The organism is Virgibacillus profundi (assembly GCF_002287375.1).
Taxonomy (GTDB): domain Bacteria; phylum Bacillota; class Bacilli; order Bacillales; family Amphibacillaceae; genus Virgibacillus_K; species Virgibacillus_K profundi.
Map to the genome: position 1 here is coordinate 139,948 of NZ_NPOA01000008.1, position 26,221 is coordinate 166,168.

Here is a 26,221-nt window from a genome sequence, read left to right on the forward strand (position 1 = left end):
TAAGTATTATAATTACTTATTTTAATTATATCAAAGAGTAGATTATGCTGGATATAGGAGGTTAAAACAATTTATGACTACTGAAAACAAACAAAATCAGGAAAAGCCTCGGAAGAATCCCAATTCAAACACGAAATGGACTTGGATAGGCGGGGTTGTATTTACATTTTTAATTGCACTATCAGGTTACTTATTAGCTCTCCTGCCAGGATTTGCCTATGTCGGTCAATTAGCCTGTGCTATTATAATCGCAATTATTTATCGCCAGATTTTTGGGTATCCTAAAAATTTAAAGAGTGGCATTACATTTTCATCAAAAAAACTACTCCGAGTAGCAATCATATTATATGGTCTGAGATTAAATATTAATATTGTGCTTAATGATGGGCTGGGATTACTTATTCGTGATGCAGTTGTCATCATTTTTGCCATTCTACTCATGATTTGGCTCGCAAAAGTTTTTAAAGCTAATACAACGATTTCTTTATTATTGGGTGTAGGAACAGGAGTATGTGGTGCTGCTGCCATAGCTGCAGTTGCACCAATTGTAAAATCTAAAGATGAAGACACAGCGATAAGTGTTGGAATTATTGCTTTGATGGGAACGATATTTTCGATAATTTATACGATAATACGCCCTATTCTACCAATATCAAATATAGATTATGGCATATGGTCAGGTATTAGTTTGCATGAGCTTGCCCATGTCGCACTAGCAGCCGCTCCTGCCGGAGAAGATGCACTGGCAATGGCTTTGCTTGCTAAACTCGGGCGTGTATTCCTGCTTATTCCATTATGCTTTATCCTAATCTATGTGATTAAACTTAAAAAGAATGGATCAAGTAAACCTGATACTAAAATTGCATTTCCCTGGTTTTTAATTGGGTTTATTATCTTTAGTATTTTAGGTACTTATGTTTTTGGAAGTGTAATACCTGTGTCAGATGAATTTATGAACGGGGTTTATACATTATCTACCTGGCTACTAACTGCTGCAATGGTAGGTCTTGGCCTTAGTGTCAGCCTGAAAGATTTACGTACAAAAGCAATGAAACCGTTAATTGCCATGGTAATTACGTCGATTGCACTCTCCATTTTAGCTTATTTTATTGTCTAAAATTTATAAAGAGGCTCCCCCGAAGGTGAGCCTCTTCAATAGATCTATTAAATCTTAATAGATCAGATTTATAAAGTCCTCTTTGGAGATTTTTCCTAAGTAGTGAGGAACATCTACATCTGCAAGAGCATCTTCAATGGCTTTTCGCTCATGACGTACTCCTGCCAATTTTTCCTCAATAACCTGTACACTTCCGATTCCAAAGAAGTCACCGTAAATTTTACAGTTTTCAATGATCCCTTTTTTAACATCCAACCGGACATCTACAAGACCGGCAGGGAATTTATGGGATTCCTTAATATTAAATGCAGGTGATTTTCCAAAGTTCCATTCCCATTGCTGGTAACGTTTTTCAGAAATTTTATGAATGTTTTTCCAGTCTTCTTCTGTTAACTCATATCGTGGAATATCATTTATATCTTCTACATCAAATACATGTCGTAAAATAATCTCCTTAAATTCATCCATAGTAATTTTCTCTTCCAAAAATTCGGATATGTTTGCAACACGGCTGCGAATTGATTTAATTCCTTTTGATTCTATTTTTTCCTTGCTTACTTTCAAAGCTGATACAACATTTTCAATTTCAGAATCAAGCATTAATGTTCCATGGCTAAACATACGCCCTTTGGTTGAAAACATCGCATTACCGGATATTTTACGTCCTTTGACTGCAAGGTCATTTCTTCCTTGCATCTCGGCAGGCACACCTAATTTGTTTAATGCCTGCACCATTGGTTCGGTAAATTTAGCAAAATTTTGGAAGCTGTTTCCATCATCTTTTGTAATGAAGCTGAAATTCAGATTCTGTTCATCATGATAAACCGCACCACCACCGGATAGGCGACGAACAACCTTTATTCCATTTTTATCCACATACTCTGTATTTATTTCTTCAATGGTATTTTGGTTTCTGCCAATAATGATAGATGGTTTATTGACATAAAATAATAAATATGTATCTTTTTCACCAAAGTTTTCCAATATATACTCTTCAATTGCAAGGTTGATTTGTGGGTCTGTAATTCCCTGATTATCGATAAACTTCATCAAAAAACTCCTCTCTTAATTTGCTTCCATCTATTATTTTAATCCAATTAACCGAAGCAATCAAAACATATACCTTACGATTTAGCTGCCCAGATCATTCCCTCCTTCGCCAACTGAACATAGCCTTTATAGTATTCTTTTGCTTCATGCACTAATTGTAGGTTGTCACCATATTGCGGTAAATGGCTGAGAATTAATTCCTTCACATTTGCTCGCTCAGCAATTGTTGCACCTTCTGTACTTGTCATGTGCCCAGCCCCGGATCCATTCTGTTCTGCATAGAAATTGCAATCCGATATTAATAAATCAGCATGTTTAGCAAAATCAATCCATTCTTCCTGATAGCTTGTATCAGCAGTATATACCATTACATTCTCACCATCTGTAATCCGCATCCCGTAGCATGGAACCGGATGCTTTGTTTTTAGAAAAGTAATGGAGAATGGACCAATCTTAAGGCTCTTTGTCGGATCATAGGCGATACCTTTCGTGAATTGATGTGTTAATGATTTGAACCCGGATTGATCTTCACGATGCCCGTAAATCGGCAGGACTTTGTCTTTGCCATCTACATAAAATTGAACAAGCCTGGCATACTGCAATACACCAATATCTGCCACATGATCATGGTGGTAATGGGATAAAATTACTGCATCAAGTTCGGAAACTGATTTATAATTTTGTAATTTTGATAATGCCCCACTCCCCACATCAATTAATAAAGAAAAATCATCTTTTTCAACTAAATAAGCAGATGTAGCACCATTTGGGGCAGGATAACCACCCCAGAATCCAATTACTGTTATTTTCAAAAAAATCACCCTTTTTCATAATTTGTTGTAACACAGCATTGACAAATAGCATACTGTTATAATACAATGAATTTAATTAACTTATGAGGAGGAATCACTTTGATTAATGTCATTGAGTTTTTTAGAAATTTACCAAAGAAAAAATGCAGCCATTGTGGCCATGATATGCTTGAGAAAGCTGATTGCTATGGTAATTTATGTGACGAATGTGATCATCCTGCGAGGTAAGAATCCGTACTGAAATAACCAGTTGCCGGATATGTTTCACCTATTTTCACTGTACTACAACACTATACTTCCAATCCACTCACAGCTATTATTTGTAGCTGTGTTTTTTTTGCATATTTATAGTTATTGCTTAAAAGTTGCTAAATTAGAAGCAAAATTTTTTTGACATCCCCTATTTGAAAATCTGAAAAATCGTATCATTCCATTTGCTTTTATATTATAATTAATTAGAGTACCGAAATAGTTTTGGAAAAGGGGAATAAATAATGACTACAACTGGAACCAAAAGATGGAACCGTTCTGACGTACCTTTGGAACAAACATGGGATTTAAGTGATCTATTCGCATCTCAGGCAGCCTGGGAAGAAGAATTAGCAGCAATTCAATCAGATATTTCTGAGGTAACCAAATATAAAGGTTCACTGGAAACAAGTGCTGAGAACCTGTTACATTGTCTTTCCACACTGGAGAACTATCAGCAAAGGGTGATCCGTGTTGCTACATATGCCAGTTTGCGTGCAAGTGCTGACGGTATTGATCCTAACAATCAACGCGACTCGGCAAGAGTATCCTCAGCATTAGCCGGGATCGGTACCAAACTTTCTTTTATTGAATCAGAATTATTAACACTTTCTAAAGAAACCATTGATCAATTTTTGAAAGAAGAACCCAAATTGCAAACCTATCAAAAGATGCTTGAGGATACATTGGAGAAAAAACCTCATACATTAACACCGGAAATAGAGGAAACGTTAGCTGCACTTAGTGAGGTGCACGGTGCACCATATATGATTTACGGGCGCAGCAAGTCCTCTGACATGGAATTTGATTCGATTACAGGTGAAGATGGCAGTGAATTACCAATGTCAGCAGCATTATATGAAGATCGTTATGAACTGGCAGCTGATAAAAATACACGTCGAAAGGCTTATGATTCTTTTATTAAAACATTGAATCAATATAAAAATACGTATGCTGCAACATATGCAACAGAAGTGACAAAACAGGTGACAATGGCGAACTTGCGCTCCTATGAGTCTGTTACAGATATGCTGCTTACATCTCAACAAGTAACAAAAGAGATGTATCATAATCAGTTAGATGTTATCCAGGAAGAATTAGCACCACATATGAGACGTTATGCAAAGCTAATGAAGGAAAAACTGGAACTTGATGAACTGCATTACAGTGATTTAAAAGCACCACTTGATCCTGAATTTAATCCGAGCACAACTTATGAAGAAGCATCATCTACTATTCTGGAAGCATTGGAAGTCATGGGTCCTGAATATAGTGAAATCATGAAAAAAAGTTTGAATGACCGCTGGGTCGATTTAGCAGATAATACAGGGAAAGCTACCGGTGCTTTCTGTTCAAGCCCTTATGGTGTTCATCCTTACATTTTATTAACATGGACTGATACAATGCGTGGCGCTTTTGTATTGGCACATGAATTAGGTCATGCGGGACATTTTTACCTTGCCGGGAAAAATCAATCCCTTGTAAATACGCGCCCTTCCACCTATTTCGTTGAAGCACCATCAACGATAAATGAATTGTTGTTAGCCAATCATTTACTTGAAAAAACAGATGACAAACGAATGAAGCGCTGGGTGATTACACAATTACTGGGAACCTACTATCATAACTTTGTAACACATCTATTAGAGGGAGAGTTCCAGCGTCGTGTATATGCACTTGCGGAAGAAGGAACACCATTGACAGCCAATGTTTTATCAGCGCAAAAAAGAGAAGCATTGGAGAATTTCTGGGGTGATACAGTAGCATTTGATGAAGGGGCCGGCCTAACCTGGATGCGACAGCCGCATTATTATATGGGATTATATCCATATACGTATTCTGCTGGCTTAACTGTATCCACTGCGGTTGCACAAAAAATCCAAACTGAAGGAAAACCCGCTGTTGATCGTTGGTTGGACGTGCTGCGAGCAGGCGGCAGCAAGAAACCACTTGATCTTATCAAACAAGCAGGTGTGGATATGTCAAAAACAGATGCCATTAAAGAAGCAGTAGCATTTGTCGGCTCACTTGTCGATGAATTGGAGAAGAGTTACGAATAGTATATATTGGTAATGCCCGGGTCTTTATGAGACCGGGCATGTTTTTCTTATTAAATATGTGAACTTCTGCCATTTTGTTGTAAACTTCTGACCATCTCACTGTGAACTTCTAACCATTTCATTGTGAACTTCTGCCTTTTCACTGTGAACTTCAGCCTCGCCGGTAAAAGCGCAATAAAAAACTGGTCCCAAGCAATCAATTAAGCCTGGAACCAGCATATCATCTAACCTCTTAAAAATTCCAAAACATCTGCAACAGCTTTTTCACCCTGATCAATACAATCCGGTACACCAATACCTTCATAAGAGCTTCCTGTTAAAAACACACCTGGTATATGCTCACTTGCCTCATGACGAACTGTTGCAATCCGTTCTTTATGTCCAACCGTATATTGAGGCATCGCATTTTTCCAGCGTGTAATCACACTGAATTCAGGCTCTGCAGTTATATTCATTGTCTTATTTAAATCCTTTAATACAATTTGCTTAATTTCTTCATCAGAAAGATCAACGACGGATTGATCACTTGGTCTGCCTACATAACAGCGGATCAGTACTTTACCATCCGGCGTTGTTGCAGGCCACTTTTTATGTGTCCAGGTACATGCTGTAATTCGGAAATCACTATTTCGGGACACAACAAACCCTGTTCCGTCTATATCCCTTTTGATTGCAGATTTATCAAAGGCCATCGCAACATTTGCCACAGATGTTGCCGGTATATCTTTGAAAGTTTTAAAGAAATCATATTGACTGAACACTTTCGGTAAACTGTAATGAGGGGCAGCCATTATAATTGCATCGGCTTTTGCCACTTCACCATTACTTAGCAGTAAATGATAACCATGTTCCTTTTTCTCTACATGATCTACAGCAGCATTCAATTCAACTGTCCCATCATCTAATTTCTGCTCAATTTTATCAACTAAGCTTTCCAAACCGTCTTTAAGCGAAAAGAACATTCCTGGTTTCTTCCCTGTTGATTTCTTCCGCTTGGGTATTGTTTTTTGCAGTCCTTTTACCAAACTGCGATGTTCCTGCTCAAGCTGATAAAAATTAGGGAATGTTGCCATCAGACTCATATCATCAATATCCCCTGCATAAATGCCGGATAGTAATGGCTCTATCAAATTTTCCACCAGTTCATTTCCGAAACGATGGCGGAAAAACCCTCCAAGGGATTGGTCACTTACTTCCTTCCCCTTTGGCAAAGCAAAATCAAACCCTGCACGAAGTTTCCCTTTCAGAGAAAAAATCCTTGAAAACAAAAATGGCCTTACTTGTGTCGGAATTCCCATGAAAGCACCACTAGGCATTTTATGTAATTTATTATTCACTAAAATATAGGATTGACCAGTTCCATTTCGAACGAGCTCATCACTCATACCTAATTCTTCTACAAGCTTAACTGCAGGCTGCTTTCGTGCTAGAAACGAATCCGGCCCGCGCTCAATGGTAAAACCGTCACGCTTCACTGTTTTGATTTTTCCACCTAAACGATCTCCTGCTTCAACCAGTTTTACCTCGTATGGCAGATTGTTCTCTTTTATTTCTTTTTGTAAATAGTAAGCAGCGGATAACCCAGTTATCCCGCCGCCTACAATTACAATTTTTTTAGTGTTGCTCATTACACTTCACTCTTTACTTTTTTTAATACAACATCAGCTAATGTGTTAATAAATTGCGGATTTACGTTAGGCATTTCCGGACGATAATAATTTGCTCCCACTTCGTCACAGACAACTTTACACTCATAATCATTGTCATATAAAACCTCTAAGTGATCTGCGATAAATCCAACAGGTGCATATACGAAGGAACGATATCCTTTTTGTTCGTATAATTCACGTGTTAAATCCTGAACATCAGGTCCAAGCCACGGATCCGGGGTATTTCCTTCACTTTGCCAGCCAATTTCATAATTTTTAATGCCAGCCTCTTCCACAATAAGCTTAGCGGTTTCTTTAAGTTGATCCGGATATGGGTCGCCATCTTGCAATATTTTTTCCGGTAAACTATGTGCTGAAACGATCAGTACCGCTTCCCTGCGTTCTTCCGGGGTCATTTCAAAGAAAACAGCGCCGATTTTGTCTGCCCAGTAAGTTATAAAGCCTGGTGCATCATACCAGCTTTCAACAGAGTCAATTTTAATACCGTGCTTTGCTGCCTGTTCGTTTGCTCTTGCATTATAGGATTTCACACTGAATGTGGAATAATGTGGAGCCAGTACAAGTGACACTGCTTCTTCAATGCCGTCCTTAGCCATTTCTTCCACCGCATCTTCAATAAATGGCTCAATATGCTTTAAGCCAATATATGCTTTAAATTCAATTTCATCCTGATCAGCATTTAAATTAGCCTCAATTGCATGTGCCTGCTGTTCTGTAATTTTTGCTAATGGCGAAATACCACCAATTGCTTTATAACGGTCTTTTAAATCCTGCAATGCATCCTCTGCCGGTTTTCTGCCATGACGAATATGTGTATAATAGCGTTCAATATCTTCCTCCTGATACGGAGTTCCATATGCCATTATAAGTAATCCCATTTTTCTTTTTCCCATGATAAGCACCTCTTTTAAAAATTGGCTCTTTTAGTAAAGATTGTTGTTTAGTCTAAATGTTTAACGCTTGGAATACGTATGAACAAACTCAGTCAGCTTTTTCAATGTTGCTGGTTTAATATCTGGCGTGACACCATGACCTAAGTTAAATACATGCCTAGTGTCTTTCATACCTTCATCCAAAATACCTTTTGCCCGATTTTCAATTGTTTCCCATTCAGTCAATAACAGGCTTGGATCCAAATTACCCTGCAGTACCTTTGTTACACCCATCTGACGGGCCTCGCTAATACTGGTACGCCAGTCCAAACCAATAACATCAACAGGCAGGTCATTCCATTCCAGCAGCAGATGTCTTGCGCCTACTCCGAAATAGATTAATGGCACATTATGCTTCCTTAACTCTGAAAAGATTCTTGTCATAATCGGTTTAATAAACACACGGTAGTCTGCAGCATTTAATGCCCCGACCCAGGAATCAAAGATCTGAATTACCTTTGCTCCTGCTTCGATTTGTGCTTCCACATAAGTTATAGTCATATCCGCAAGCTTGTCCATCAGTAGAAACCACACTTCAGAATCACGGTACATAAATGCTTTTGTTTTACTGTAATTTTTCGATGGGCCACCTTCAATCATATAGCTTGCCAGTGTAAACGGAGCCCCACTGAAGCCGATTAAAGGAACCTCAAGCTGTTCTTCTGTTAAAATTCGGATCGTGTCCAAAACATAAGGAACATCTGCTGTCGGATTAATCGTTCCCAGTTTTTCCACATCCTGAATATTTTTAATCGGATTGTGAATAACCGGACCAATTCCTGATTTAATTTCCACGTCCACACCCAGTGCAGGAAGTGGTGACATAATGTCTTTATAAAGAATTGCTGCATCTACATTATAATGTTCTACAGGTAATCGTGTAACATATGCACATAGTTCAGGCTGATGTGTGATTTCAAATAAAGAATATTTTTTCTTTAATTCACGGTATTCTTCCTGTGATCTCCCTGCTTGTCTCATATACCAGGCTGGTGTATAATTCGTTTTTTCACCATTATAAGCTCTAATAATAGTGTCATTTATTTTCTTGGACATATCATTCACCCTTTTTACTTACTTATAATACATATACCTCTTATAACATCCTTATTTACTATATCTATTTATCTGATTAAAGTATAGTAATGCCAGGTTATTGTCATGAATTTGTCTAAATTACCATGACAGTTCGACTGTATTCGATCTTTCCCCTTCTATTCGGCTTAAAGGGTCATATGGAACTATATAATAACGATTTGACTGAAATAAAGCATGATCAATTACAAATTCTGTCTTCCCTTCCACTTCCCCTACCCGTTTATCAATCCCGTCTTCTTCACGATAGATGCGATATACTATCCGATTATCCTCAGAACCTTTCCAGGAAAGTTTTCCTTTAACAAGGGAAATACCGCCAAATAAATAATTCGCTTTTAAATCTGTTATTTTTGGCAAATTAATTGGCTTCGGAAGTGATTTTACATGATGCGGTTTCGTAAAGCTTTCCGTAAGTGATTCCTGTTTATCCATTTCAGTTAATATAGCTTTGGTCAGCCTTGTTGGATATTCGCTACCTGCTGTCAGATAATGATCTTTATCAGAAATATCGTAGCCCATCCATAATGCAGTAACATATTGTGGTGTATAGCCTACAAACCAAGCATCCTTCACTTGCCCTTCTGCATAAGGGTGCTGGGTCGATCCTGTTTTTCCTGCCAGAGCTTTTGGATAGTCACCTGGGGATGCTGTACCACTTTCTACAGTATCCATTAAAATTTCGGTCATATTCCAGGCTACTTGGGGACTAAATACATCCATTGTTTCAGGACTGGACTCAAAAATTATTTCACTATCCCTGTCATACAATCGATCAATTGCGTATGATTCAATAAACTCTCCTGAATGTACAAATGATCGAAAACTTTCCATCATTTGCAGTGGTGTCAAACCATTTGTCAATCCGCCCAGCGCAAGTGCTAACCCATCATCCTCAATATGGATATCCATTTTACTCAGATAATCCTTTGCATAGTTTATCCCAATTTGATCAAGCAACCATACCGCTGGAGCATTTTTAGAGTTTTTTATTGCATTATAGATGGAGACCGAACCGTCATATTCATTATTAACATTCGCAACGGAATACCCATCCATTGCCTGATCCGGTATAAGGGAGTATGGCGTATATTTTTCATCCTGCATCATTGCAGGCCCATACACGGCTATTGGTTTCATTGTTGAACCAGGCTGACGGCTGACAGTTACCCGATTTAGATTACCTAATTGATAATTCCTTCCGCCAATTGCAGAAACAATTTTGCCGGATTTCTGATCCATCATGACAAAAGCACCTTCTGCGCCATCTGTATTGCCGGAAAAATAAGCATCATTTTGAAATTGATTGTAAGCTATCTTCTGAGCACTTTCATCCATATTTACAACAATTCGGTAGCCGCCACGCTTTAATTCATTGATTGATAATTGATGTTTGTCTGCAGCTTCCTTCATCACCAAATCGATATAGCTGTCCGCCCATGGATTTGGTTCTCGTTTGTTTAAATTGAGTCCCAATGTTTTTCCCTGCTCCTGAACACGTTTCTCCGTGGAAAGCATACCAGCATTTTCCATTGACTGAAGTACAGTATCCCTTCTGTTTAATGCCTTTTCAGGATGATTAATTGGCGAATAACCATTCGGTGCCTTAGCCAGACCAGCAAGCAGCGCACCTTCGGCAATTGTTAATTCACCAACCGACTTGGAGAAGAAATAATTCGAAGCTGTTTCAATTCCATATATTCCAGCCCCATAGTATATTTCATTTACGTATAATTCCAGTATTCTATCTTTCGGCATTGTTCTTTCCATATAAATAGCTGCCATTGCTTCTTTTGCTTTACGTGTCCATGTTTTATCATTATATAAAAAGAGATTCTTTGCCAATTGCTGTGTAATCGTACTTGCACCCTCTACTTTACTCATTGCAATAATATCCCGGTAAACAGCACGCATCACAGATCTGAAATCAATTCCTGCATGCTCATAAAACCGCACATCCTCCACAGCAATAAATGCATTTTTAACGTGTTTGGGTACTTGTTCAATATCAACAAACGACCTGTTTTCATTATACAGTTTTCCGATAACTTCCCCGTCACTTGTTTCAATTGTAGTTGTTAGATCCAAAATCAGTTTTTCTTCATCTACAACCAGCTTTCCCCCAAATAAAATACCAGCATAACCTATAAGTCCAAAAATTACAGTTAATCCAATAATAAATAAAAGTATTTTTATTCTTTTGGCAAGGGACTTTTTCTGCTTCGTACCTTCCTTATTCTTTTTGCGCATTTGTTCACCTCTACACATTAACCTCTTACATTATACGACAGATTTTTACATTCTAAAAGTAAGAATACTTGTTGCTAATTAAGGGTGTTTTCTGAAAGATGTTTTGTCACTAAAGATATAAAAGACGACTTAACTTTAGTGTAATTTCCTCCCACCCTTTAGAAGATGAGCGCTATTTCACCGCTTCAGAAAATACACTTCGCTTTCCGCGGGCGGCTGGTGAGCCTCCTCGTGCTACGCACTGTGGGGTCTCACCTATGCCTTTCCTCCCGCTGGAGTCTCCGTGTATTTCTTCCGCTGGTATTCCGGTTCTGCCGATGTACTGCATTTATTCAATGCGTCGAACCACCTCACCAGTTCGGGTGAGCGAAGGGCGGTGACTCCTTGAAAATACAGATCTATTTTCTGCGTGCGATGCAGATGCTGTCGAAGCTTTCCTTGTCCTGCGGGAATAGCACGTGTCCGAAGACCCCGCAGAGTGGTTTTCTCGAGGAGGCTAAGGCCGTGCCCGCGGAAAGCATCCGCCCGGCGCGATCCCGAACGGCGATTATAGAAAATACTTAGCAAACAGTAATTACGTCGTCTTTTATATCCAATACGAAATTATAAAGCAACAAATGGTTTCGATGGGGCGAGCAGTGCGCAGTCCCAGTATTTTGGTGGGGTGAACGGAGTACATTCCCAAAATTCGCAAAATAACCTGAACTAATAGTAATACTTAATAATAGTTTCATTGACTATTCATGCCTGATTTAGGGTAATATGAAATTAAGAGCAGAAAGGGGAGTAAATGATGAAAGCATACATGACAAATGGAACGGTAGATTTTCTGGAAAAACTGGATGAAAAATATACAGATATAAATTTTCATCTAATGACTAGTAATTCGGGAGCACTGGCTTATTATGAAAATGATGAGAAAAATGTTTTTTCGTCAGGAAGAGCCTATGAGATAATCATACGAAAGGGAACGATTCAAGAAGTGGGCTATGTTATCATGAATAATATTCCCGTGACAGGAGACGGAAGAGTTCCATTTGAAGATCGCTTTAAACAAAGACAAAATGAAGTAGATATGATGCCAGGATTTCAGGCTTTTCGATTATTGAAGCCTCTTAAAGGAAATACGTATGTGGTCTTTACACAGTGGGCTTCTGTGGCAGACTTTGAAAACTGGAAAAACTCGGATCAATTTAAAAAGTCACATAAAGGCCAGACAACAAAACCCCCTGCATACGCTGCAGACAAACCATTTATAACGGAATACCATATGCTTAATAAAGATGATTAAAAATAAAAGCTAACTGGTTTTTTCGCCAGTTAGCTTTTATAAATTAATTCAGAACATATTCATCGAAAAACGCCTGAAATTCCTCTTCACTGCGCTGTCCAACAATACGTGCAACCTCTTCACCATCTTCAAAATGAACTAATGTCGGAGTAGATTCAATGGCATATGCATTTCCTTCATTTCCAAACTCCAACAGATTAAACTTTTTCATATCAATATCATTTCCCTCAGCTAAAGGTACAAGGTATGGGGTCGTATTCTGACAATACACACATACCGGGCTATAGAAATAAACTGTCTTAGCTTCCCCACTATCAAGGGATTCAGTTAATTCATCAGGCATGATTTGATTTCCATAATCCGGATTATCCAACTGATCTATTGTAGCCTGATCCAGATCTTTCGTGCCATATGGATTATCATTATCTTCCAGAGCCTTATTATTTTGATAGTTCGTCACAAAAAATAGCGCTGCAAAAAGTACGACAATTACACCGATAAAGATTAACATCTTCTTTTTCATAAATTATTTCCTCCTAGATTCTTTAAGTAGCATTAGATGCAGAACAAAGATAATTATAAATGCAGTCCCCGCCAAAAATGGAATGGTAATGAAACCAAAATAATTCACATATTGGAAATTGCATGGTACCAATCCACAGGATCCACCAGCTTCTTGAAGGGCCGGTAATTTTTGAACCAGGTAGTGATATGTAGAAACAACCATGCCGATTCCACTTAAAATCAATCCAGGTAATGCAATCGAGATTTCTTTTTTAATTGCTGCCATTCCATAAATAATTACGAGTGGGTACATTAAAATGCGTTGATACCAACAAAGCTCACACGGTACATAGCCCATTACTTCAGAATAAAATAGACTGCCTGCCAAAGCAATAAAGCTCTGAGCCCAAATTAACATTAACAGATTTTCTGCCTTCTTGGTTAACTTTCCCATATAAGCATCCTTTCTTAATTAAATACTATTGTATTATATAAATTTCAACAATATAATACAATAGTATTGCTTACAAAAAGTAAGTTTGCTGTGACAATATAATGACTTTTTTGGGCAACCTTACTTCATTAATTGATTTCGATGTACATATACAGCCGCTTGGGTGCGGTCGTGTACCTCCAGCTTTGATAATATATTACTCACATGTGTTTTGACTGTTTTAATACCTATATAAAGCTTTTCGCTGATTTCCAAGTTAGTCATCCCATTACCGATACATAGTAATACCTCGAGTTCCCGTTCTGTCAGGTCTTCGTGAAGCTTTTTCCCTTCTGTACGAAAGCTGGACATCATTTTACCAGCCACTTTAGGTTCAATAACATTTTCCCCTTTTGCCGCTTTCTTAATCGCACTAACAATTTCATCAGCAGAAGAGGTTTTTAAAATATAGCTGAACGCACCTGCTTCAATTGCAGGAAAAATCTGTTCATCATCATAAAAGCTCGTCAAAATAATGATTTTGCAGGAAGGATACTTTTCCATTACCTGCTTTGTTGCCTCAATGCCGTTTCCATTTTCCATCATTAAATCCATCAGCACAACATCCGGCTTTTCCTTAATAATCAGCTCTGCCCCTTCGTTTCCACTGGATGCCTGACCAATTACATCAATTTCGTCATCTGTCTGCAAATACGCAATAATTCCCTTTCTTACCACTTCATGATCATCTACCACAATTACACGAATCATTTGACTTCCTCCCCCTGCTAACATGGAATACGTATATCAATATATGTACCTTCCTCTATATTTGAACGGATTGTGAATGTGCCTCCAAGCTCTTCACTTCGTTCCCTCATTGTCTTTAAGCCATAGGATGTTTTTTTATCGCTATTATTCGTTATATCAAAGCCTTTTCCATCATCACGGATATGAATGAATAATTCCTTGGATCGCTGGAAAATATTTAAATTCACTTCCTGAGCATTTGCGTGGCGCAGGATATTTGACAGGGACTCCTGGACAATCCGAAAAACATGCTCTTCCGTTGTTTCGGACAGAGTTAGCTCTTCATCCATCTCAACCTTAAAGCTGAGCTGACTTTTCTGTCTTAACTCATTTACTAAATTATGAATCCCTTTTGTAAGTGGTTCACCCGATAAATGCACCGGCCGCAAATGTAATAATAATGCCCGCATTTCGGTTTGTGCCTGTAATGCAGAAGCTGCTACCTCTTCCATTTGCACTTTTGCCAAATCCGGTTTTTTGTCCAGTTGCTTCACTGCTGCTTCAGACATCATCGTTAATGCAAACAGCTGCTGGCTAACTGCATCATGTAAGTCACGTGCCAATCGCTGGCGTTCCTCAATAACTGCAGATTTATGTGCTGACTTTGCAAACTCTGCTTTTTCATCTGCCATACGCTGTAGGGATTTCACCTGATCCAACAGTTTTTTCCCCAATTCATTCAACTCATTGCCAATTCTAGTAATCTCATCTTCTTCTTCAAAGTGAACACTAGAATTATAATTTCCGTTTGCAAATTGGGTGATTAGAACAGAAATGGAATCCAGCCGTGATTTCATATTTCCACTGGATGTAAAACCAGTGTAAAAAGATATAATAAGTCCTAAAAACAAATACAATGCGATGAACAGAAAAACACCTGAAGCAGTAAGCCAATCCGGTTCCGCCAATACATATACGGATAGTAAGAGCGATAGCAATGTTAGCGTTGTTATAAATAATCCGGAAAGATGGGAATGAATAAAAACATAGCGGATGCTTGAAAATCTTTTTTTCATCTGTATTCCCTCCCCTATACCCTGTCCACACGAATATGCCCGGCTTTAATTTTTACGGTAAAGTCCAGCTTCCGGACAGCTCCATGATAGTTTTCTGTTTCAAAATAAAGTGATCTGTTAACGCCATCTGTTTTTTGACCTAGAACATTAACCTCACCTGCTTTTACCTTTGCATCAATCCGAAACTCCACATTTTCCGGGATCAACATATGCACATTTCCAGCCAATAAGCTCACCCGGATAGGTATTTCCTTTTCCGGGATAAAAGCTTTGGAAAAATCAAAGTAATAGTCACCAGCCAACGTGTTTAAATTCATCTTTTCCACTTTCCAGTTTGGCTGATTAAATTCCTGGGTTCCTACTGTGAGATTTCCCTTATCATAGTATTTTCCCGTATAGTCTTTTTTTCCTCTATGAATGATTATTGTTTTTCCTCTACCGCCTATCAATAAGAAACCAATATAAATAATTAATAATGGCCATAATTTCAATACATCTCTAAAATAAAATGTAATTATTTCAAAACGGTCTAAAAGCAGCAATGTTCCAAGCAAAAGGAAGAAAGAACCCCTGAACCAGCCACTTCCTTTTTTCCTGAAAAAGTCTATCAGCCATTTAAAACCTATTACAACGAAAAATACAGGATATATATAATGCCATAATGTATTAAAATCAAAATCAACCATGCCAAGATTGGCGAATACCAGCATAACGCCAAATCCTATTAAGAAAACAGCCAGAAAATAACGAAGCATACGACTCATCTAGTTCACCCTCTTCTATTTAAAAGTAAGTATCTTTTTATTTTTCAAATTATATAAAGCTATTAATGTAATAATGCCCCCACATACAATAATAATCGTCTGCATGCTTACACCTGCAGCTATTAATAGAGATGTAGCAACAAAGGATACAGGTACCAGTCCGGTAGAAACAGTCATTAGAAAGCTCATCATTCGTCCAAGCATTTTCTTTTCTGTCGTCTTCTGAAGCATTGTTATTAAAGGGATGTTTACTAACTGCATCATAAATGCCATTAATGCAACAAGTCCTGCTGTCAGATATAAATGTGCGGTAAACCCAACGGAAGTATAAAGAATCCCCAGCCCAATCAATCCGCCAACCATTGCAATGCCTGGTTTCTTTAATGTGATGGATGCTAAAACGATCGCTCCAAGCAGTGCCCCTATCCCCATTGCCATTTGAACAGTTGCCAGACTTATGGCATCACCATGGAAAACATCCTTCACCAGAATTGGCAAACCAATCGCTAATGGTCCCGAGAAGAAAAAGTTTAAGAAAAAAGCCATTATAACGACTGAAACAACCAGTTCATTTTTTCTCGCATAAATGAAACCCTCTTTTAAATCTGACCAGGCTGATTTTTTTACCTGTTCTGATTCTTCTTTCTTAATGCGTATAAACAACACAGTAATAGAAGCAATTAGCAGCATCAGCAATGCTACAGTAAATACACCCTCAAATCCAAGAACCGCAATCAATGTACCACCTAATGCCGGTCCTAAAATCGGACTTATCTGACCGGTCATTTGAATGAGTGAATTACCTCGCTGCAGCTGATCTTCTTCAAGGATTATCGGTGTCAGTGAGTTAATTACAGGGTAACTGAATGCATCCGAGATACCAAACAATGCGGCAAGTACTATTAAATGCCAAACAGTTACCAAATCATTTACTAAAAAGAAAAGTAATGCCAAAATCAGAAAGGCACGCGTCAAATCAGATAAGAATAAAATAGTTCGTTTATTGAAGCGGTCAGCGACGATTCCCCCAACTGTAAGCAGCAATAACCTGGGAATAGATGCTGCGAAGAACAACATTCCAAAATAAAATCGATTATCACTTAATGACAGCATCAGCCACTCAGCCCCAATAAGATAAACAAAATATCCTGGTGAAGAAAATAAAGCACCAATAAATAGTAATAAAAAATTGCGATTTTTAAAAACAGGTATTTTCACCTGTGATTGATTATTTGCAGCTGTATTCATGTTAACCGCTCCTCTCAGAATAACTTACATTTAGTTTACTTTTTATTCGAGAGTGAGGTAACCATCTTCAGATTGCTTTTCTCTCCGCCCTAAGACTGAGTCCTTCGTTTATGCAACCATTCATACAGATAAATCAAACCAACTAAACAAAGAAAGCCGATAATAAATCCTGCGACTACATCTGTTAAATAATGCACATTGATAACATAACGGCTAATGCCAATTAGGAAAATCAGAAGTGCAAGGAGAAATTGAACCAATAATTTTGATTTAGTAGAGGTTAACTTTTTGGCAATAAAATAAGCTAATAAGCCATAACAAACCATTGAAATCATTGCATGTCCAGAAGGAAAGCTGTGTCCTTCCGCATTTGCGGAAACTAAAATACTTGGCCGCTCTCTATCCACCAGTGCCTTAATCAGCTTATTAAGCAAATGGCTCCCCAAAGTTCCCCCAGCAAAAATTAAAGCGGGAAGCCAGCTCCGAAACATCCACCACAATATAAGCGCTGCAATTACTGTGAAAGGCACCATAAAAGGTTCAGATCCCAAATTTGTCACCCAACGGAATCCAGTATATATGTATGTATCATCTAACTTTTCAACAAGGTCACGTGTCCACTGATCGACAAAAGGGACTCCCCCGCTTACAATTTTCACAATCCATGTTCCTATCATAAATAAAACAAGTGCAAGTAAAAAAAGAATAATATAATACTGTTTTTTCAAGCCTAACAACCTCCTTCTGTTCATAATACCTTAATTTTGGTTTTAAAAAAACTGTAGGGGGTAATGTATTACTATACTTAAATTATTAAAAGGCAGGGATAATTAATATGGATAAAGATTTACAAAATTTAATTGATGGACTTAATGAAGATTTATCACACGAATACGGTGCAGCAATCCAATACACGTATAGTGCGTCTGTTGTTTCAGGTCTATATCGTTCAGCATTGAAGCCATTTTTCGAGGCAGAAATTACGGATGAACTGGGACACGCATTATATTTATCCGAAAAAATCAAGTCACTAGGCGGTACTCCTACAACTAAGGCTGCTGAAGTACCACAACCATCCGATGTGAAAGATTTGCTCGAGGAAACACTGAAATCAGAAACAGCTACGGTTGAAAGATATGAAAAACGCAAAAAACAGGCTGAAGAACTAGGCTATACAGAGCTTGTTGTAAAATTGGAAGATTTAATCACAGACGAAACTCATCATAAAGAAGAAGTAGAACGACTCTTGGCAGATCCAAGATTATCATAGTCCATATGTTCCTAGAGCACCTGATCAGGTGCTCTAGTTTTATTATACGCCCTTTTTTAAAAAAGAATGGTTCGGCCGTTACCCTATTTCCGTTCTACAAAAAACATTGTTGCTTTTGCTACAATATATAAGACGACGTATGCACAGGGATGTTTTCCGCTGCAGACCGTTTCGGACCTTAGGGCACGGCTTCAGCCTCCTCGCGGAAAATCACTGTGGGGTCTTCAGACACGTGCTTTTACCGCAGGAATCAACGGTCCTCCGCTCCAAACAACCGCCACATAAATGGATAGCAAATGTTTGGTTCATTTCAAAAAGTAAATCAATTTTTAAAGTTGAAAACACAATCCTAGCGAAGGAAATACGCGAAGACTCCTGCGGGAGGAAAGGCCTTGGTGAGACCCCACAGTGCGTAGCACGAGGAGGCTCACCAGCCGCCCGCGGAAAGCGAAGTGTATTTCCGGAGCGGTCGGTGAAATTATCACCATTGATTTTACGTCGTCTTTTCTAACCACTAAGGCATAATACAATCTATTGTAAATTCTGGATTAACCTAAACATGATCAAATATACTTTAATTCCGGCAAAAACATTTAACCATTTTCAGTTAGAGCCCCCACCTTCACCTTTGAAGTGTTATAATTGTTAGAAAACATCTGGGAGGTCTTTTCTTTGCTAAAAAACATACATAAATCAATTGATTCCTTGTATCCTGAAATGGTTGAAATCCGCAGATACTTGCATCAATATCCCGAGGTTTCCTTCAAGGAATACAAAACTGCAAAATACATCGCTGATTTTTATGAAACGTTAGGAATCCCATATAAAACAAAGGTTGGAGGCAATGGTGTAATTGCAACTCTTACAGGTGGAAAACCCGGAAAAACAGTTGCACTCCGAGCTGATTTTGATGCATTGCCTATTCAGGATGAAAAGAAAGTTCCGTATAAATCAAAAGTGGATGGTGTGATGCATGCATGTGGTCATGACGGGCATACAGCCACACTGCTCACTCTTGCAAAGGTAATGAAAGAATATCAGGAAGAGTTACCTGGAACTATTGAATTTCTGCACCAACATGCAGAGGAATACTCCCCTGGGGGTGCTAAACCAATTGTTGAATCCGGAGCAATCGATCATGTTGATGCTGTTTTTGGAACACATCTATGGGCAACAACGCCGGTAGGAGTTCTGCAAACCTCTAAAAATGTCTTTATGGCAGGTGCTGACCGCTTTGAAATTACAATTCAGGGACAAGGCGGCCATGGTGCTTATCCACATGAAACAAAAGATGCCATCGTTATTGGCTCTGAAGTAATTTCCCAGCTTCAGCATATTGTCAGCAGAAGACTTGATCCACTGGAAACAGCTGTTGTTACTGTCGGTATGTTTGAAGCAGGTAATTCCTTTAACATCATCGCAGATAAAGCAAAGCTAACCGGCACTGTACGATACCTTAATCCGGATATTCAGGAAAAGGTGATCATGGAAATGGAAAGAATTATAAAAGGAATTTGTATCTCAAATGATGCATCCTATACGTTTAACTACACTAAAGGATATCCACCTCTAGTGAATCATGAAAAAGAAGCAGAGCTTGTTCTTGAAGCAAGTAAAAATGTAAAAGAAATTCATAAACATGAAGAAGTTATTCCGGTTATGGGTGGGGAAGATTTTGCTTATTATACATTGAAAAAACCGGGAGCCTATTTCTTCACAGGAGCAGAAAAAGAAGGTAATCCCTATCCACACCATCATCCAATGTTCGATATCGATGAACGTGCACTACCTATTGCAGCAAAGACATTAATCGAAGCATATTTCGCATATCAGGATTAATAATGATTTGTAAACATTCTCTAATAAGTAAACCCTTCAAGCAAAAAGTTGCCTGAAGGGTTTCTTCATACTAACTTACGTTTTACATAGCCATTAATAAACAGGTAATTAAATGCTATACCTGCCGCCAGGGCAATAACGAATCCTAAATATGCCTGCATCACCAAAAATAAAAGTGAAAATAAAACAGCTTGGAGGAACGTTAATTGAAATAATAATTTCACCACAGCTTTTTGCCGTATGCTTGACTCAACCGGATATAGATCCAGCCACATAATCGTTCGATGATGCTGGTACAGTGTCATCATTTGGAAGCAGCTTAAATATAAAAACAGAATAGCAAATATGATTTTCATCCATAAATTAGGGATGAAATAAATTGCTAACCCCCCTATTATAATTAAACGGACATACATTCCAAGATAGTCGCCACTTCGTACAAATGTAATCCGGTATAAATAATCAAAGGTGTGCTTCCTGGTAAATGGCAGCTTACTCACCAATGAGACAAGCCATCCACGTTTTTTAATTGGATTTTTTAAATGTGGAACATCTGCAAACATATTCGCAATCCGGTAAAATGTCTGCATTCTGTTCCGATCTTTTTCTACCAATACATCCCAAACGATCCCCGCCTGTTTCCTGGACACGTTATAATCATATAAGAATATAATGATGAATAATGCTGTTGTAATTCCTGCATATACCATATCTCCATTGATTAAAAAATAAAATACAGCCATATTTAATAATGTGCGTACACCGAGATCTACACGTCTGACACCAGGCTCCCTGACTTTGAGCATCCACCAATTTGTAACAAGGTTCCATATTTTAAAAATAAATACAACAGCTATCGTAAGCAAATAAACATTTCCTGCACGATCAGGGAATGTTGCAAAATATAAAGGCCCAAACGCTGCAGAAACAAGCAATATTAAATAAAGTTGGATGACAAAACTATAAATAAGCGCATTACGAAAATAAGCACTCATTTTGTTTTCGGCAGCAATCAAAAAAACCAGATCTGGTTCTTTTAATAATGTTCTGATCGGACTGTAGCTTACTAATAAACCAAATCCAGCCCCTATAATGAAGGATGTGGGGAAGTTTTCGGGTATTTCTATTAGCCATTGCTGGTAATAATAGGCTAAAGCAGATATGAAAAATAGCATTGCAATTGCAGTATGCCCATTGAAAATATATTTTAAATAACGGCCTGTCTCCTTTAAATGAGCAGAAAAACGTTTTTTAAAAAATTCATGTGAATTAAACATGGCTATCTTCTTCCTTTGTTAATCGCACATACAGATCATCCAATGTTGCTTCAGGCATATGAAAGCTTTCACGGAGTTCATTTAGTGTTCCAATCGCCCGAATTAGCCCATCATGTAATATAACGAATCGATCACAATACCGCTCCGCCGTTGCCAAAATATGTGTCGACATTAATACACCCGAGCCGTTATTTTTCATTTCATCCATTAATTGTAAATACGATTGAATTCCCAAAGGATCCAATCCAACGAATGGCTCGTCAACGATATATAATGGTGGCTCTATTAAAAAGGCACACATAATCATAACTTTTTGTCGCATCCCTTTTGAAAAATGCACGGGAAACCATTTAAGCTTTTTCTCCATACGAAATTCCTTCAACAATGGCTGCAGTCTTTTTTCAAAAACATCCTCGGGAATATCATATGCCATTGCAGTTAAACGCAAATGTTCATACAATGTTAATTCATCGTATAGAATGGGCATTTCCGGGATGTATGCCATTTGGTTTCGATAGGACTCAGGATTTTCCTGAAACGTCTTTCCATTTACAGCTACTGATCCCTTTTTCGCATGCATTAAACCAATAATATGTTTAATCGTTGTACTCTTCCCCGCTCCATTAAGACCAATCAGTCCCACTATTTCTTTTGGATAAACATCAAACGAAATACCATGCAATACATTTTTATGTGTATAACCTCCGTGAAGATTATCTATATGTAATAATGAACCCACATTGTTTCCTCCTAAATATTACTTATCTAAAATTTTACCATTTATTTAAACGTATGCCAAAGTAAAGTGTGTATTGCAGAGAATGTATATTTTTTATCAAGCTTACTACCCTTTTGCTGAATCATAGTTGAGAGATAAGCGTAATTTGTTGAGAGGCGTCCTTGCGATGTTGAGAAATAACTGATATTATCTGGATTTTCTCTCAACTTTCTCCGGTGTCCTCTCAACTTTCCAGTATTTTTTCTCAACTTTTCTGCGAGCAGTCTTTTGTTTACCAATCAAAAGTTTTTATAAAATTGATGTATAAAAGTTTCTTTCCCGCACAAACTAGTTATTGAAGAGGCGAGGTTGTACCACTACAGGGTAATTTCGTGTATAACAAATGAGGTGTTAGTGATCGAGTAACTACTGGAGTTTCGTGTATTACGCACAAAATGAGGTGTTAGTGATCGATATTCTAATATGAATTTGTATAAAAAACACAAAATGAGGTGTTAGTGAACGGTAATCTAATGATAAAACCCTTTTGCCTGAATCCATCTCAATTTTACTTGAGGTGCTGACAAAAAGGTTTTTGTAAAATCAAGGAGTCGGGTAGCTAAATACTATTTGACAAATTGATTCAAAGTCCCCACATTAGAAGCTTATCGTCATCCTCGCTCTTCTTAGGAGCAGGCTAGTCCATCCGGGCTACGCCTGCTTTTTATTTTATGCCTAAAACAGCTTCGAACCCTGAATGCTTTACATTTAGCCCGATTCCTTTATAAAATGAATGACAGAGGAGTGATATTAATGAGTCATGAAGATTGTATTTTTTGTAAAATTATAGATGGAGAAATTCCGTCTGCAAAGGTATTTGAAGATGACAAGGTCTATGCATTTCTGGATATTAGTCAGGTCACAAAAGGGCATACCATCGTCATCCCTAAAGAACACACAAAAAACATTTACGAAACACCACCGGAAATTGCAAAGGAATTATTTGCACGTGTTCCAGTCATTGCTAGCGCTATTAAGGATACGTACAAGCCAATTGGCATGAACCTACTGAATAATAACGAAGCACCGGCAGACCAATCTGTATTTCATTTACATATCCATATTATACCGAGATATGGTGCTGGGGATGGTTTTTCAACCAATTGGACAGATCATAATAATGATTATACACCAGATGATTTACAGCACATCGCTAAAGAAATTAATGAAACGATTAAATAAATCGGGAATCTGAAAATTAGTACTTTTTATTTAGCCGGAAGTTTGTTATAATAACTTTAAGTTTCCGCAGCTGACAACGAGTGTACAGTTGGGAAAAAATAGTTTAGCTGAGAAGAGGAGAGTTACAAATGAATACAAGAATTTTGGTTATTTTGTCACTATTAGTAGGGATTGGTGCTGTATTGCATGCTGTTGTTCCACCGGTAATTTTTGGAGTTAAGCCTGATATGCTGTTGTCCATGATGTTTTTAGGTATACTTTTATTTCCTAAAGTAAAGTATGTAGCACTTCTGGCCATTGTAACAGGTGTGATTTCAGCATTAACGACATCTGCTCCTGGGGGACAAATTGCAAACCTGATTGATAAACCAATTACAGCATTAGTATTTCTTGCACTGTTTCTAACAATCGGCAACAAAGTGAAAGATTCCATAAGTGTTCCAGTACTTACATTTATTGGAACAATCATCAGTGGTTCAATCTTTTTAAGTGTTGCATTATTTATTATCGGGTTAATGGAAGGTGCATTTATTTCCATGTTCGCATTGGCAGTACTGCCTGCAGCAGTATTAAATACTGTAATCATGGTAGTTGTCTATCCGATCGTTCAGCGGATTTTAAAAAGATCCCGTCCCATTACTGCTTAATAAAAAGTGATTCCAAAATCCTCTGGCACAAGCTTGTCAGAGGATTTTTTTAAAAAAACCTAGCTTATCCCCCGATTTAATGGAAAAGGCTAGATTGAACTAAAGTTACTTTTCGTCTGTGAAATAAAATGTTTCAACGTATTAATTATGCGCACTGATTTCCTAAAAAGCTTATATTTTTCAATCAGTGTAAAAAAATATACATATTATTGTTTGAAACAGGTTTGATAGCCGTTCAAATAGAGAAAATGATATAATAAGGGCTTGAAAGGAGCGTATTATTTATGTCAAAAGGAAAATCATTGTTACTTGGAATTATGGTGGGTGGTGCTGTGAGCGCTGCAGCAACCTTACTTAGTACTCCAGCATCCGGCAGGGATTTACGGGGCCGTGTTAAAGATCAGGGCATGGAGTGGAAAGAGATGATTGCTAACCTGAAACAGGATGGTTTGCGTCTAAAGCAACAAATAACAGAAACCTCCAAAGAAGGTGCCGCATTAATTAAAGAGCTTACACAGGAAATGAAAAAATCAGTAGAAGAATGGAAAGAAACAGTCGAACCCCATCAGGAGAATATCCATCAATATTTGGAGCAGATAGAATCCAGTTTGAAAGACCTCGAAGATAAAGTAAAAAAACATTAATTTTAAAGCCTTCTCTTGTTTAAGAGAAGGCTTTTTTAATATGAAGCTTAAATGGTGATTTTATTGTTGTTTGAGCTGTATACCAGCGGGTTCATGCGCTGTATCAGCGTAAAACGGACTTGTATCAGCGGTTCCACGTATTCTATCAGCGTAAAACGAACTTGTATTAGCGAAACGCCCCGCCTCAGCTGAACAGAGTATTCAACATCATTACTCCATCAAAAAAACCGGGCTATCTATTCGATAGTCCGGTTTTTTATTTAATAAATTATTCTACGCCTTCTGTCCATTCAGCTACTTTATCAGCATTATCTTCTACCCATGCAGCTGCAGCTTCTTCTGGTGATGTACCATTATAAACTTCAAGCATAACAGTTTCCATATCTTCTGTTGTCCAGTGGAACTGGTCTAAAATTTTATATGCTTTTGGCATATCTTCTTCTAAACCTTCACGAACCATTGTAGAGATGATTTCTTCTTCACCAAATGAACCTTCTGGATCTTCAAGATACTTCAGGTCATATTCAGCAAATTTCCAGTGTGGCGTCCAGCCTGTAACAATGATTGGTTCTTCATTGTCATATGCTTCACCCAATGCTGTTGCCATCGCACCACTGGAAGATGTTTGTACTTCCCAGCCTTCCATATTATCATAATCTTCAACCGACTGCTCAGATGCTGCTACAACACCTGCACCTGGTTCAATACCTGTAATTGTTTGATCAGCTTCATCAGTCAAATCGGCAATTGAATTAACATCCATATAAGATGGAACTACTAATCCAATTTTAGCACCTGCTAGATTCTCACCTAAATCAACCATTTGATCGCCATATTCTTCAAACTGGGAACCATGCGTCGCAGGTAACCATGCAGCTACCATACCATCTGCTTCACCGCTAGCCACTGCTTCCCACATTACAGCATTATCAAGTGGTGTTAATTCAACATCAAATCCTTGATCTTCTAAAACCTTACCAATTACATTAGTAGATGCAATTTCAGAATCCCACTCTACATATGCCAATTCAATTTCTTTTGCTTCTTCAGTTGTTGCTTCATCATCTGAACCATCTGATCCGGTATCAGAAGATGATTCATCATCTGATCCACAACCCGCTGCAAATAATGATAATGAAAGTCCAGCTACAAGTCCCAGACGTTTCCAGTTAAGTTCTAACATAACTAAAAATCTCCCCTTTTTCTAAATTTTATATTGTGGATATTCAAAAGGTCTGTTTTTACTTCCCCTTCGAACATCACTATATGGAAAACTTTTCATT

At 38.0% G+C, this 26,221-nt stretch carries 25 protein-coding genes; 9 read left to right on the forward strand and 16 right to left on the reverse strand.

Annotated features, from left to right (window positions below):
- The first annotated feature begins 73 nt into the window (after positions 1 to 73).
- Positions 74 to 1,117, forward strand: coding sequence for a YeiH family protein (locus CIL05_RS12840; protein WP_095655942.1), 1,044 nt, complete (start codon positions 74 to 76; stop codon positions 1,115 to 1,117).
- A gap of 54 nt (positions 1,118 to 1,171) precedes the next feature.
- Here the strand turns inward: CIL05_RS12840 and lplA are convergent, their stop codons facing one another.
- Both lplA and CIL05_RS12850 read right to left on the reverse strand, forming a co-directional pair.
- Positions 1,172 to 2,167 (reverse strand): lipoate--protein ligase, encoded by a 996-nt coding sequence (lplA, locus tag CIL05_RS12845; protein ID WP_095655943.1) that lies wholly within the window; start codon positions 2,165 to 2,167, stop codon positions 1,172 to 1,174.
- A 74-nt stretch (positions 2,168 to 2,241) separates the two neighbouring features.
- Entirely contained in the window at positions 2,242 to 2,979 is a 738-nt protein-coding gene (locus CIL05_RS12850) for an MBL fold metallo-hydrolase (protein ID WP_095655944.1), read from the reverse strand.
- Positions 2,980 to 3,078: 99 nt separating this feature from the next.
- Here CIL05_RS12850 and yhfH point away from each other — a divergent pair, with 99 nt between their 5' ends.
- Positions 3,079 to 3,207: a protein YhfH gene (gene yhfH / locus CIL05_RS12855; RefSeq protein WP_095655945.1), complete on the forward strand. Its 129-nt coding sequence runs from the start codon at positions 3,079 to 3,081 to the stop codon at positions 3,205 to 3,207.
- A gap of 266 nt (positions 3,208 to 3,473) precedes the next feature.
- The gene (pepF, locus tag CIL05_RS12860; protein ID WP_095655946.1) at positions 3,474 to 5,288 is read left to right on the forward strand and encodes an oligoendopeptidase F; all 1,815 of its coding nucleotides are present in this window, start codon (positions 3,474 to 3,476) and stop codon (positions 5,286 to 5,288) included.
- Between the two features lie 224 nt (positions 5,289 to 5,512).
- Here pepF and hemY read toward each other — a convergent pair whose 3' ends face one another.
- The 4 genes from hemY to CIL05_RS12880 all read right to left on the reverse strand — a co-directional run bounded on the left by hemY (position 5,513) and on the right by CIL05_RS12880 (position 11,235).
- Positions 5,513 to 6,916 (reverse strand): protoporphyrinogen oxidase, encoded by a 1,404-nt coding sequence (hemY, locus tag CIL05_RS12865; RefSeq protein ID WP_095655947.1) that lies wholly within the window; start codon positions 6,914 to 6,916, stop codon positions 5,513 to 5,515.
- Complete coding sequence (gene hemH / locus CIL05_RS12870; protein ID WP_095655948.1) at positions 6,916 to 7,851, reverse strand: ferrochelatase; 936 nt, start codon at positions 7,849 to 7,851, stop codon at positions 6,916 to 6,918. The genes hemY and hemH overlap by 1 nt, the downstream gene beginning before the upstream one ends.
- A gap of 60 nt (positions 7,852 to 7,911) precedes the next feature.
- Positions 7,912 to 8,946: a uroporphyrinogen decarboxylase gene (gene hemE / locus CIL05_RS12875; protein WP_095655949.1), complete on the reverse strand. Its 1,035-nt coding sequence runs from the start codon at positions 8,944 to 8,946 to the stop codon at positions 7,912 to 7,914.
- A 120-nt stretch (positions 8,947 to 9,066) separates the two neighbouring features.
- Positions 9,067 to 11,235 (reverse strand): transglycosylase domain-containing protein, encoded by a 2,169-nt coding sequence (locus tag CIL05_RS12880; protein ID WP_095655950.1) that lies wholly within the window; start codon positions 11,233 to 11,235, stop codon positions 9,067 to 9,069.
- A 793-nt stretch (positions 11,236 to 12,028) separates the two neighbouring features.
- Between CIL05_RS12880 and CIL05_RS12885 the strand changes: the two genes are divergently transcribed.
- The gene (locus CIL05_RS12885) at positions 12,029 to 12,526 is read left to right on the forward strand and encodes an antibiotic biosynthesis monooxygenase family protein (RefSeq protein ID WP_095655951.1); all 498 of its coding nucleotides are present in this window, start codon (positions 12,029 to 12,031) and stop codon (positions 12,524 to 12,526) included.
- 43 nt (positions 12,527 to 12,569) lie between these two features.
- Here the strand turns inward: CIL05_RS12885 and CIL05_RS12890 are convergent, their stop codons facing one another.
- From CIL05_RS12890 to CIL05_RS12920, 7 genes are all read right to left on the reverse strand, one after another.
- Positions 12,570 to 13,049, reverse strand: coding sequence for a thioredoxin family protein (locus CIL05_RS12890; RefSeq protein WP_095655952.1), 480 nt, complete (start codon positions 13,047 to 13,049; stop codon positions 12,570 to 12,572).
- A 3-nt stretch (positions 13,050 to 13,052) separates the two neighbouring features.
- Positions 13,053 to 13,484: a disulfide oxidoreductase gene (locus tag CIL05_RS12895; RefSeq protein ID WP_095655953.1), complete on the reverse strand. Its 432-nt coding sequence runs from the start codon at positions 13,482 to 13,484 to the stop codon at positions 13,053 to 13,055.
- A 120-nt stretch (positions 13,485 to 13,604) separates the two neighbouring features.
- The gene (locus tag CIL05_RS12900; protein WP_095655954.1) at positions 13,605 to 14,234 is read right to left on the reverse strand and encodes a response regulator transcription factor; all 630 of its coding nucleotides are present in this window, start codon (positions 14,232 to 14,234) and stop codon (positions 13,605 to 13,607) included.
- A gap of 17 nt (positions 14,235 to 14,251) precedes the next feature.
- Positions 14,252 to 15,289 (reverse strand): sensor histidine kinase, encoded by a 1,038-nt coding sequence (locus CIL05_RS12905; RefSeq protein ID WP_095655955.1) that lies wholly within the window; start codon positions 15,287 to 15,289, stop codon positions 14,252 to 14,254.
- A gap of 14 nt (positions 15,290 to 15,303) precedes the next feature.
- Positions 15,304 to 16,053, reverse strand: coding sequence for a cell wall-active antibiotics response protein LiaF (liaF, locus tag CIL05_RS12910; protein WP_095655956.1), 750 nt, complete (start codon positions 16,051 to 16,053; stop codon positions 15,304 to 15,306).
- 15 nt (positions 16,054 to 16,068) lie between these two features.
- Entirely contained in the window at positions 16,069 to 17,301 is a 1,233-nt protein-coding gene (locus CIL05_RS12915) for an MFS transporter (RefSeq protein ID WP_095655957.1), read from the reverse strand.
- 89 nt (positions 17,302 to 17,390) lie between these two features.
- Positions 17,391 to 18,029: a phosphatase PAP2 family protein gene (locus CIL05_RS12920; protein ID WP_240510188.1), complete on the reverse strand. Its 639-nt coding sequence runs from the start codon at positions 18,027 to 18,029 to the stop codon at positions 17,391 to 17,393.
- A gap of 107 nt (positions 18,030 to 18,136) precedes the next feature.
- Between CIL05_RS12920 and CIL05_RS12925 the strand changes: the two genes are divergently transcribed.
- Both CIL05_RS12925 and CIL05_RS12935 read left to right on the forward strand, forming a co-directional pair.
- Entirely contained in the window at positions 18,137 to 18,571 is a 435-nt protein-coding gene (locus CIL05_RS12925) for a ferritin-like domain-containing protein (RefSeq protein ID WP_095655959.1), read from the forward strand.
- A 672-nt stretch (positions 18,572 to 19,243) separates the two neighbouring features.
- Complete coding sequence (locus CIL05_RS12935) at positions 19,244 to 20,410, forward strand: M20 family metallopeptidase (protein WP_095655961.1); 1,167 nt, start codon at positions 19,244 to 19,246, stop codon at positions 20,408 to 20,410.
- A 65-nt stretch (positions 20,411 to 20,475) separates the two neighbouring features.
- On the opposite strand, the gene CIL05_RS12940 is transcribed toward CIL05_RS12935, so the two are convergent.
- Both CIL05_RS12940 and CIL05_RS12945 read right to left on the reverse strand, forming a co-directional pair.
- Positions 20,476 to 21,687 carry an ABC transporter permease gene (locus tag CIL05_RS12940; RefSeq protein WP_095655962.1) on the reverse strand — a complete coding sequence of 404 codons (1,212 nt, stop codon included), beginning with the start codon at positions 21,685 to 21,687 and terminating at the stop codon, positions 20,476 to 20,478.
- Positions 21,680 to 22,426 (reverse strand): ABC transporter ATP-binding protein, encoded by a 747-nt coding sequence (locus CIL05_RS12945; protein ID WP_095655963.1) that lies wholly within the window; start codon positions 22,424 to 22,426, stop codon positions 21,680 to 21,682. Before CIL05_RS12945 ends, CIL05_RS12940 begins: the two co-directional genes overlap by 8 nt.
- Positions 22,427 to 23,218: 792 nt before the next feature.
- Between CIL05_RS12945 and CIL05_RS12950 the strand changes: the two genes are divergently transcribed.
- From CIL05_RS12950 to CIL05_RS12960, 3 genes are all read left to right on the forward strand, one after another.
- Positions 23,219 to 23,647 carry an HIT family protein gene (locus CIL05_RS12950; protein WP_095655964.1) on the forward strand — a complete coding sequence of 143 codons (429 nt, stop codon included), beginning with the start codon at positions 23,219 to 23,221 and terminating at the stop codon, positions 23,645 to 23,647.
- A 128-nt stretch (positions 23,648 to 23,775) separates the two neighbouring features.
- Entirely contained in the window at positions 23,776 to 24,294 is a 519-nt protein-coding gene (locus tag CIL05_RS12955; RefSeq protein ID WP_095655965.1) for a tryptophan transporter, read from the forward strand.
- Positions 24,295 to 24,578: 284 nt separating this feature from the next.
- Positions 24,579 to 24,938: a YtxH domain-containing protein gene (locus CIL05_RS12960; protein WP_095655966.1), complete on the forward strand. Its 360-nt coding sequence runs from the start codon at positions 24,579 to 24,581 to the stop codon at positions 24,936 to 24,938.
- A 268-nt stretch (positions 24,939 to 25,206) separates the two neighbouring features.
- On the opposite strand, the gene CIL05_RS12965 is transcribed toward CIL05_RS12960, so the two are convergent.
- Complete coding sequence (locus CIL05_RS12965; protein ID WP_095655967.1) at positions 25,207 to 26,121, reverse strand: glycine betaine ABC transporter substrate-binding protein; 915 nt, start codon at positions 26,119 to 26,121, stop codon at positions 25,207 to 25,209.
- Positions 26,122 to 26,221 lie beyond the last annotated feature (100 nt).

Coding starts and splice junctions, on each gene's coding strand:
- CIL05_RS12840 (WP_095655942.1), top strand. CDS start 74: ATGACTACTGAAAACAAACAAAATCAGGAAAAGCCTCGGAAGAATCCC.
- lplA (WP_095655943.1), bottom strand. CDS start 2,167: ATGAAGTTTATCGATAATCAGGGAATTACAGACCCACAAATCAACCTT.
- pepF (WP_095655946.1), top strand. CDS start 3,474: ATGACTACAACTGGAACCAAAAGATGGAACCGTTCTGACGTACCTTTG.
- hemY (WP_095655947.1), bottom strand. CDS start 6,916: ATGAGCAACACTAAAAAAATTGTAATTGTAGGCGGCGGGATAACTGGG.
- hemH (WP_095655948.1), bottom strand. CDS start 7,851: ATGGGAAAAAGAAAAATGGGATTACTTATAATGGCATATGGAACTCCG.
- hemE (WP_095655949.1), bottom strand. CDS start 8,946: ATGTCCAAGAAAATAAATGACACTATTATTAGAGCTTATAATGGTGAA.
- CIL05_RS12880 (WP_095655950.1), bottom strand. CDS start 11,235: ATGCGCAAAAAGAATAAGGAAGGTACGAAGCAGAAAAAGTCCCTTGCC.
- CIL05_RS12885 (WP_095655951.1), top strand. CDS start 12,029: ATGAAAGCATACATGACAAATGGAACGGTAGATTTTCTGGAAAAACTG.
- CIL05_RS12890 (WP_095655952.1), bottom strand. CDS start 13,049: ATGAAAAAGAAGATGTTAATCTTTATCGGTGTAATTGTCGTACTTTTT.
- CIL05_RS12895 (WP_095655953.1), bottom strand. CDS start 13,484: ATGGGAAAGTTAACCAAGAAGGCAGAAAATCTGTTAATGTTAATTTGG.
- CIL05_RS12900 (WP_095655954.1), bottom strand. CDS start 14,234: ATGATTCGTGTAATTGTGGTAGATGATCATGAAGTGGTAAGAAAGGGA.
- CIL05_RS12905 (WP_095655955.1), bottom strand. CDS start 15,289: ATGAAAAAAAGATTTTCAAGCATCCGCTATGTTTTTATTCATTCCCAT.
- liaF (WP_095655956.1), bottom strand. CDS start 16,053: ATGAGTCGTATGCTTCGTTATTTTCTGGCTGTTTTCTTAATAGGATTT.
- CIL05_RS12915 (WP_095655957.1), bottom strand. CDS start 17,301: ATGAATACAGCTGCAAATAATCAATCACAGGTGAAAATACCTGTTTTT.
- CIL05_RS12925 (WP_095655959.1), top strand. CDS start 18,137: ATGGATAAAGATTTACAAAATTTAATTGATGGACTTAATGAAGATTTA.
- CIL05_RS12940 (WP_095655962.1), bottom strand. CDS start 21,687: ATGTTTAATTCACATGAATTTTTTAAAAAACGTTTTTCTGCTCATTTA.
- CIL05_RS12950 (WP_095655964.1), top strand. CDS start 23,219: ATGAGTCATGAAGATTGTATTTTTTGTAAAATTATAGATGGAGAAATT.
- CIL05_RS12955 (WP_095655965.1), top strand. CDS start 23,776: ATGAATACAAGAATTTTGGTTATTTTGTCACTATTAGTAGGGATTGGT.
- CIL05_RS12960 (WP_095655966.1), top strand. CDS start 24,579: ATGTCAAAAGGAAAATCATTGTTACTTGGAATTATGGTGGGTGGTGCT.
- CIL05_RS12965 (WP_095655967.1), bottom strand. CDS start 26,121: ATGTTAGAACTTAACTGGAAACGTCTGGGACTTGTAGCTGGACTTTCA.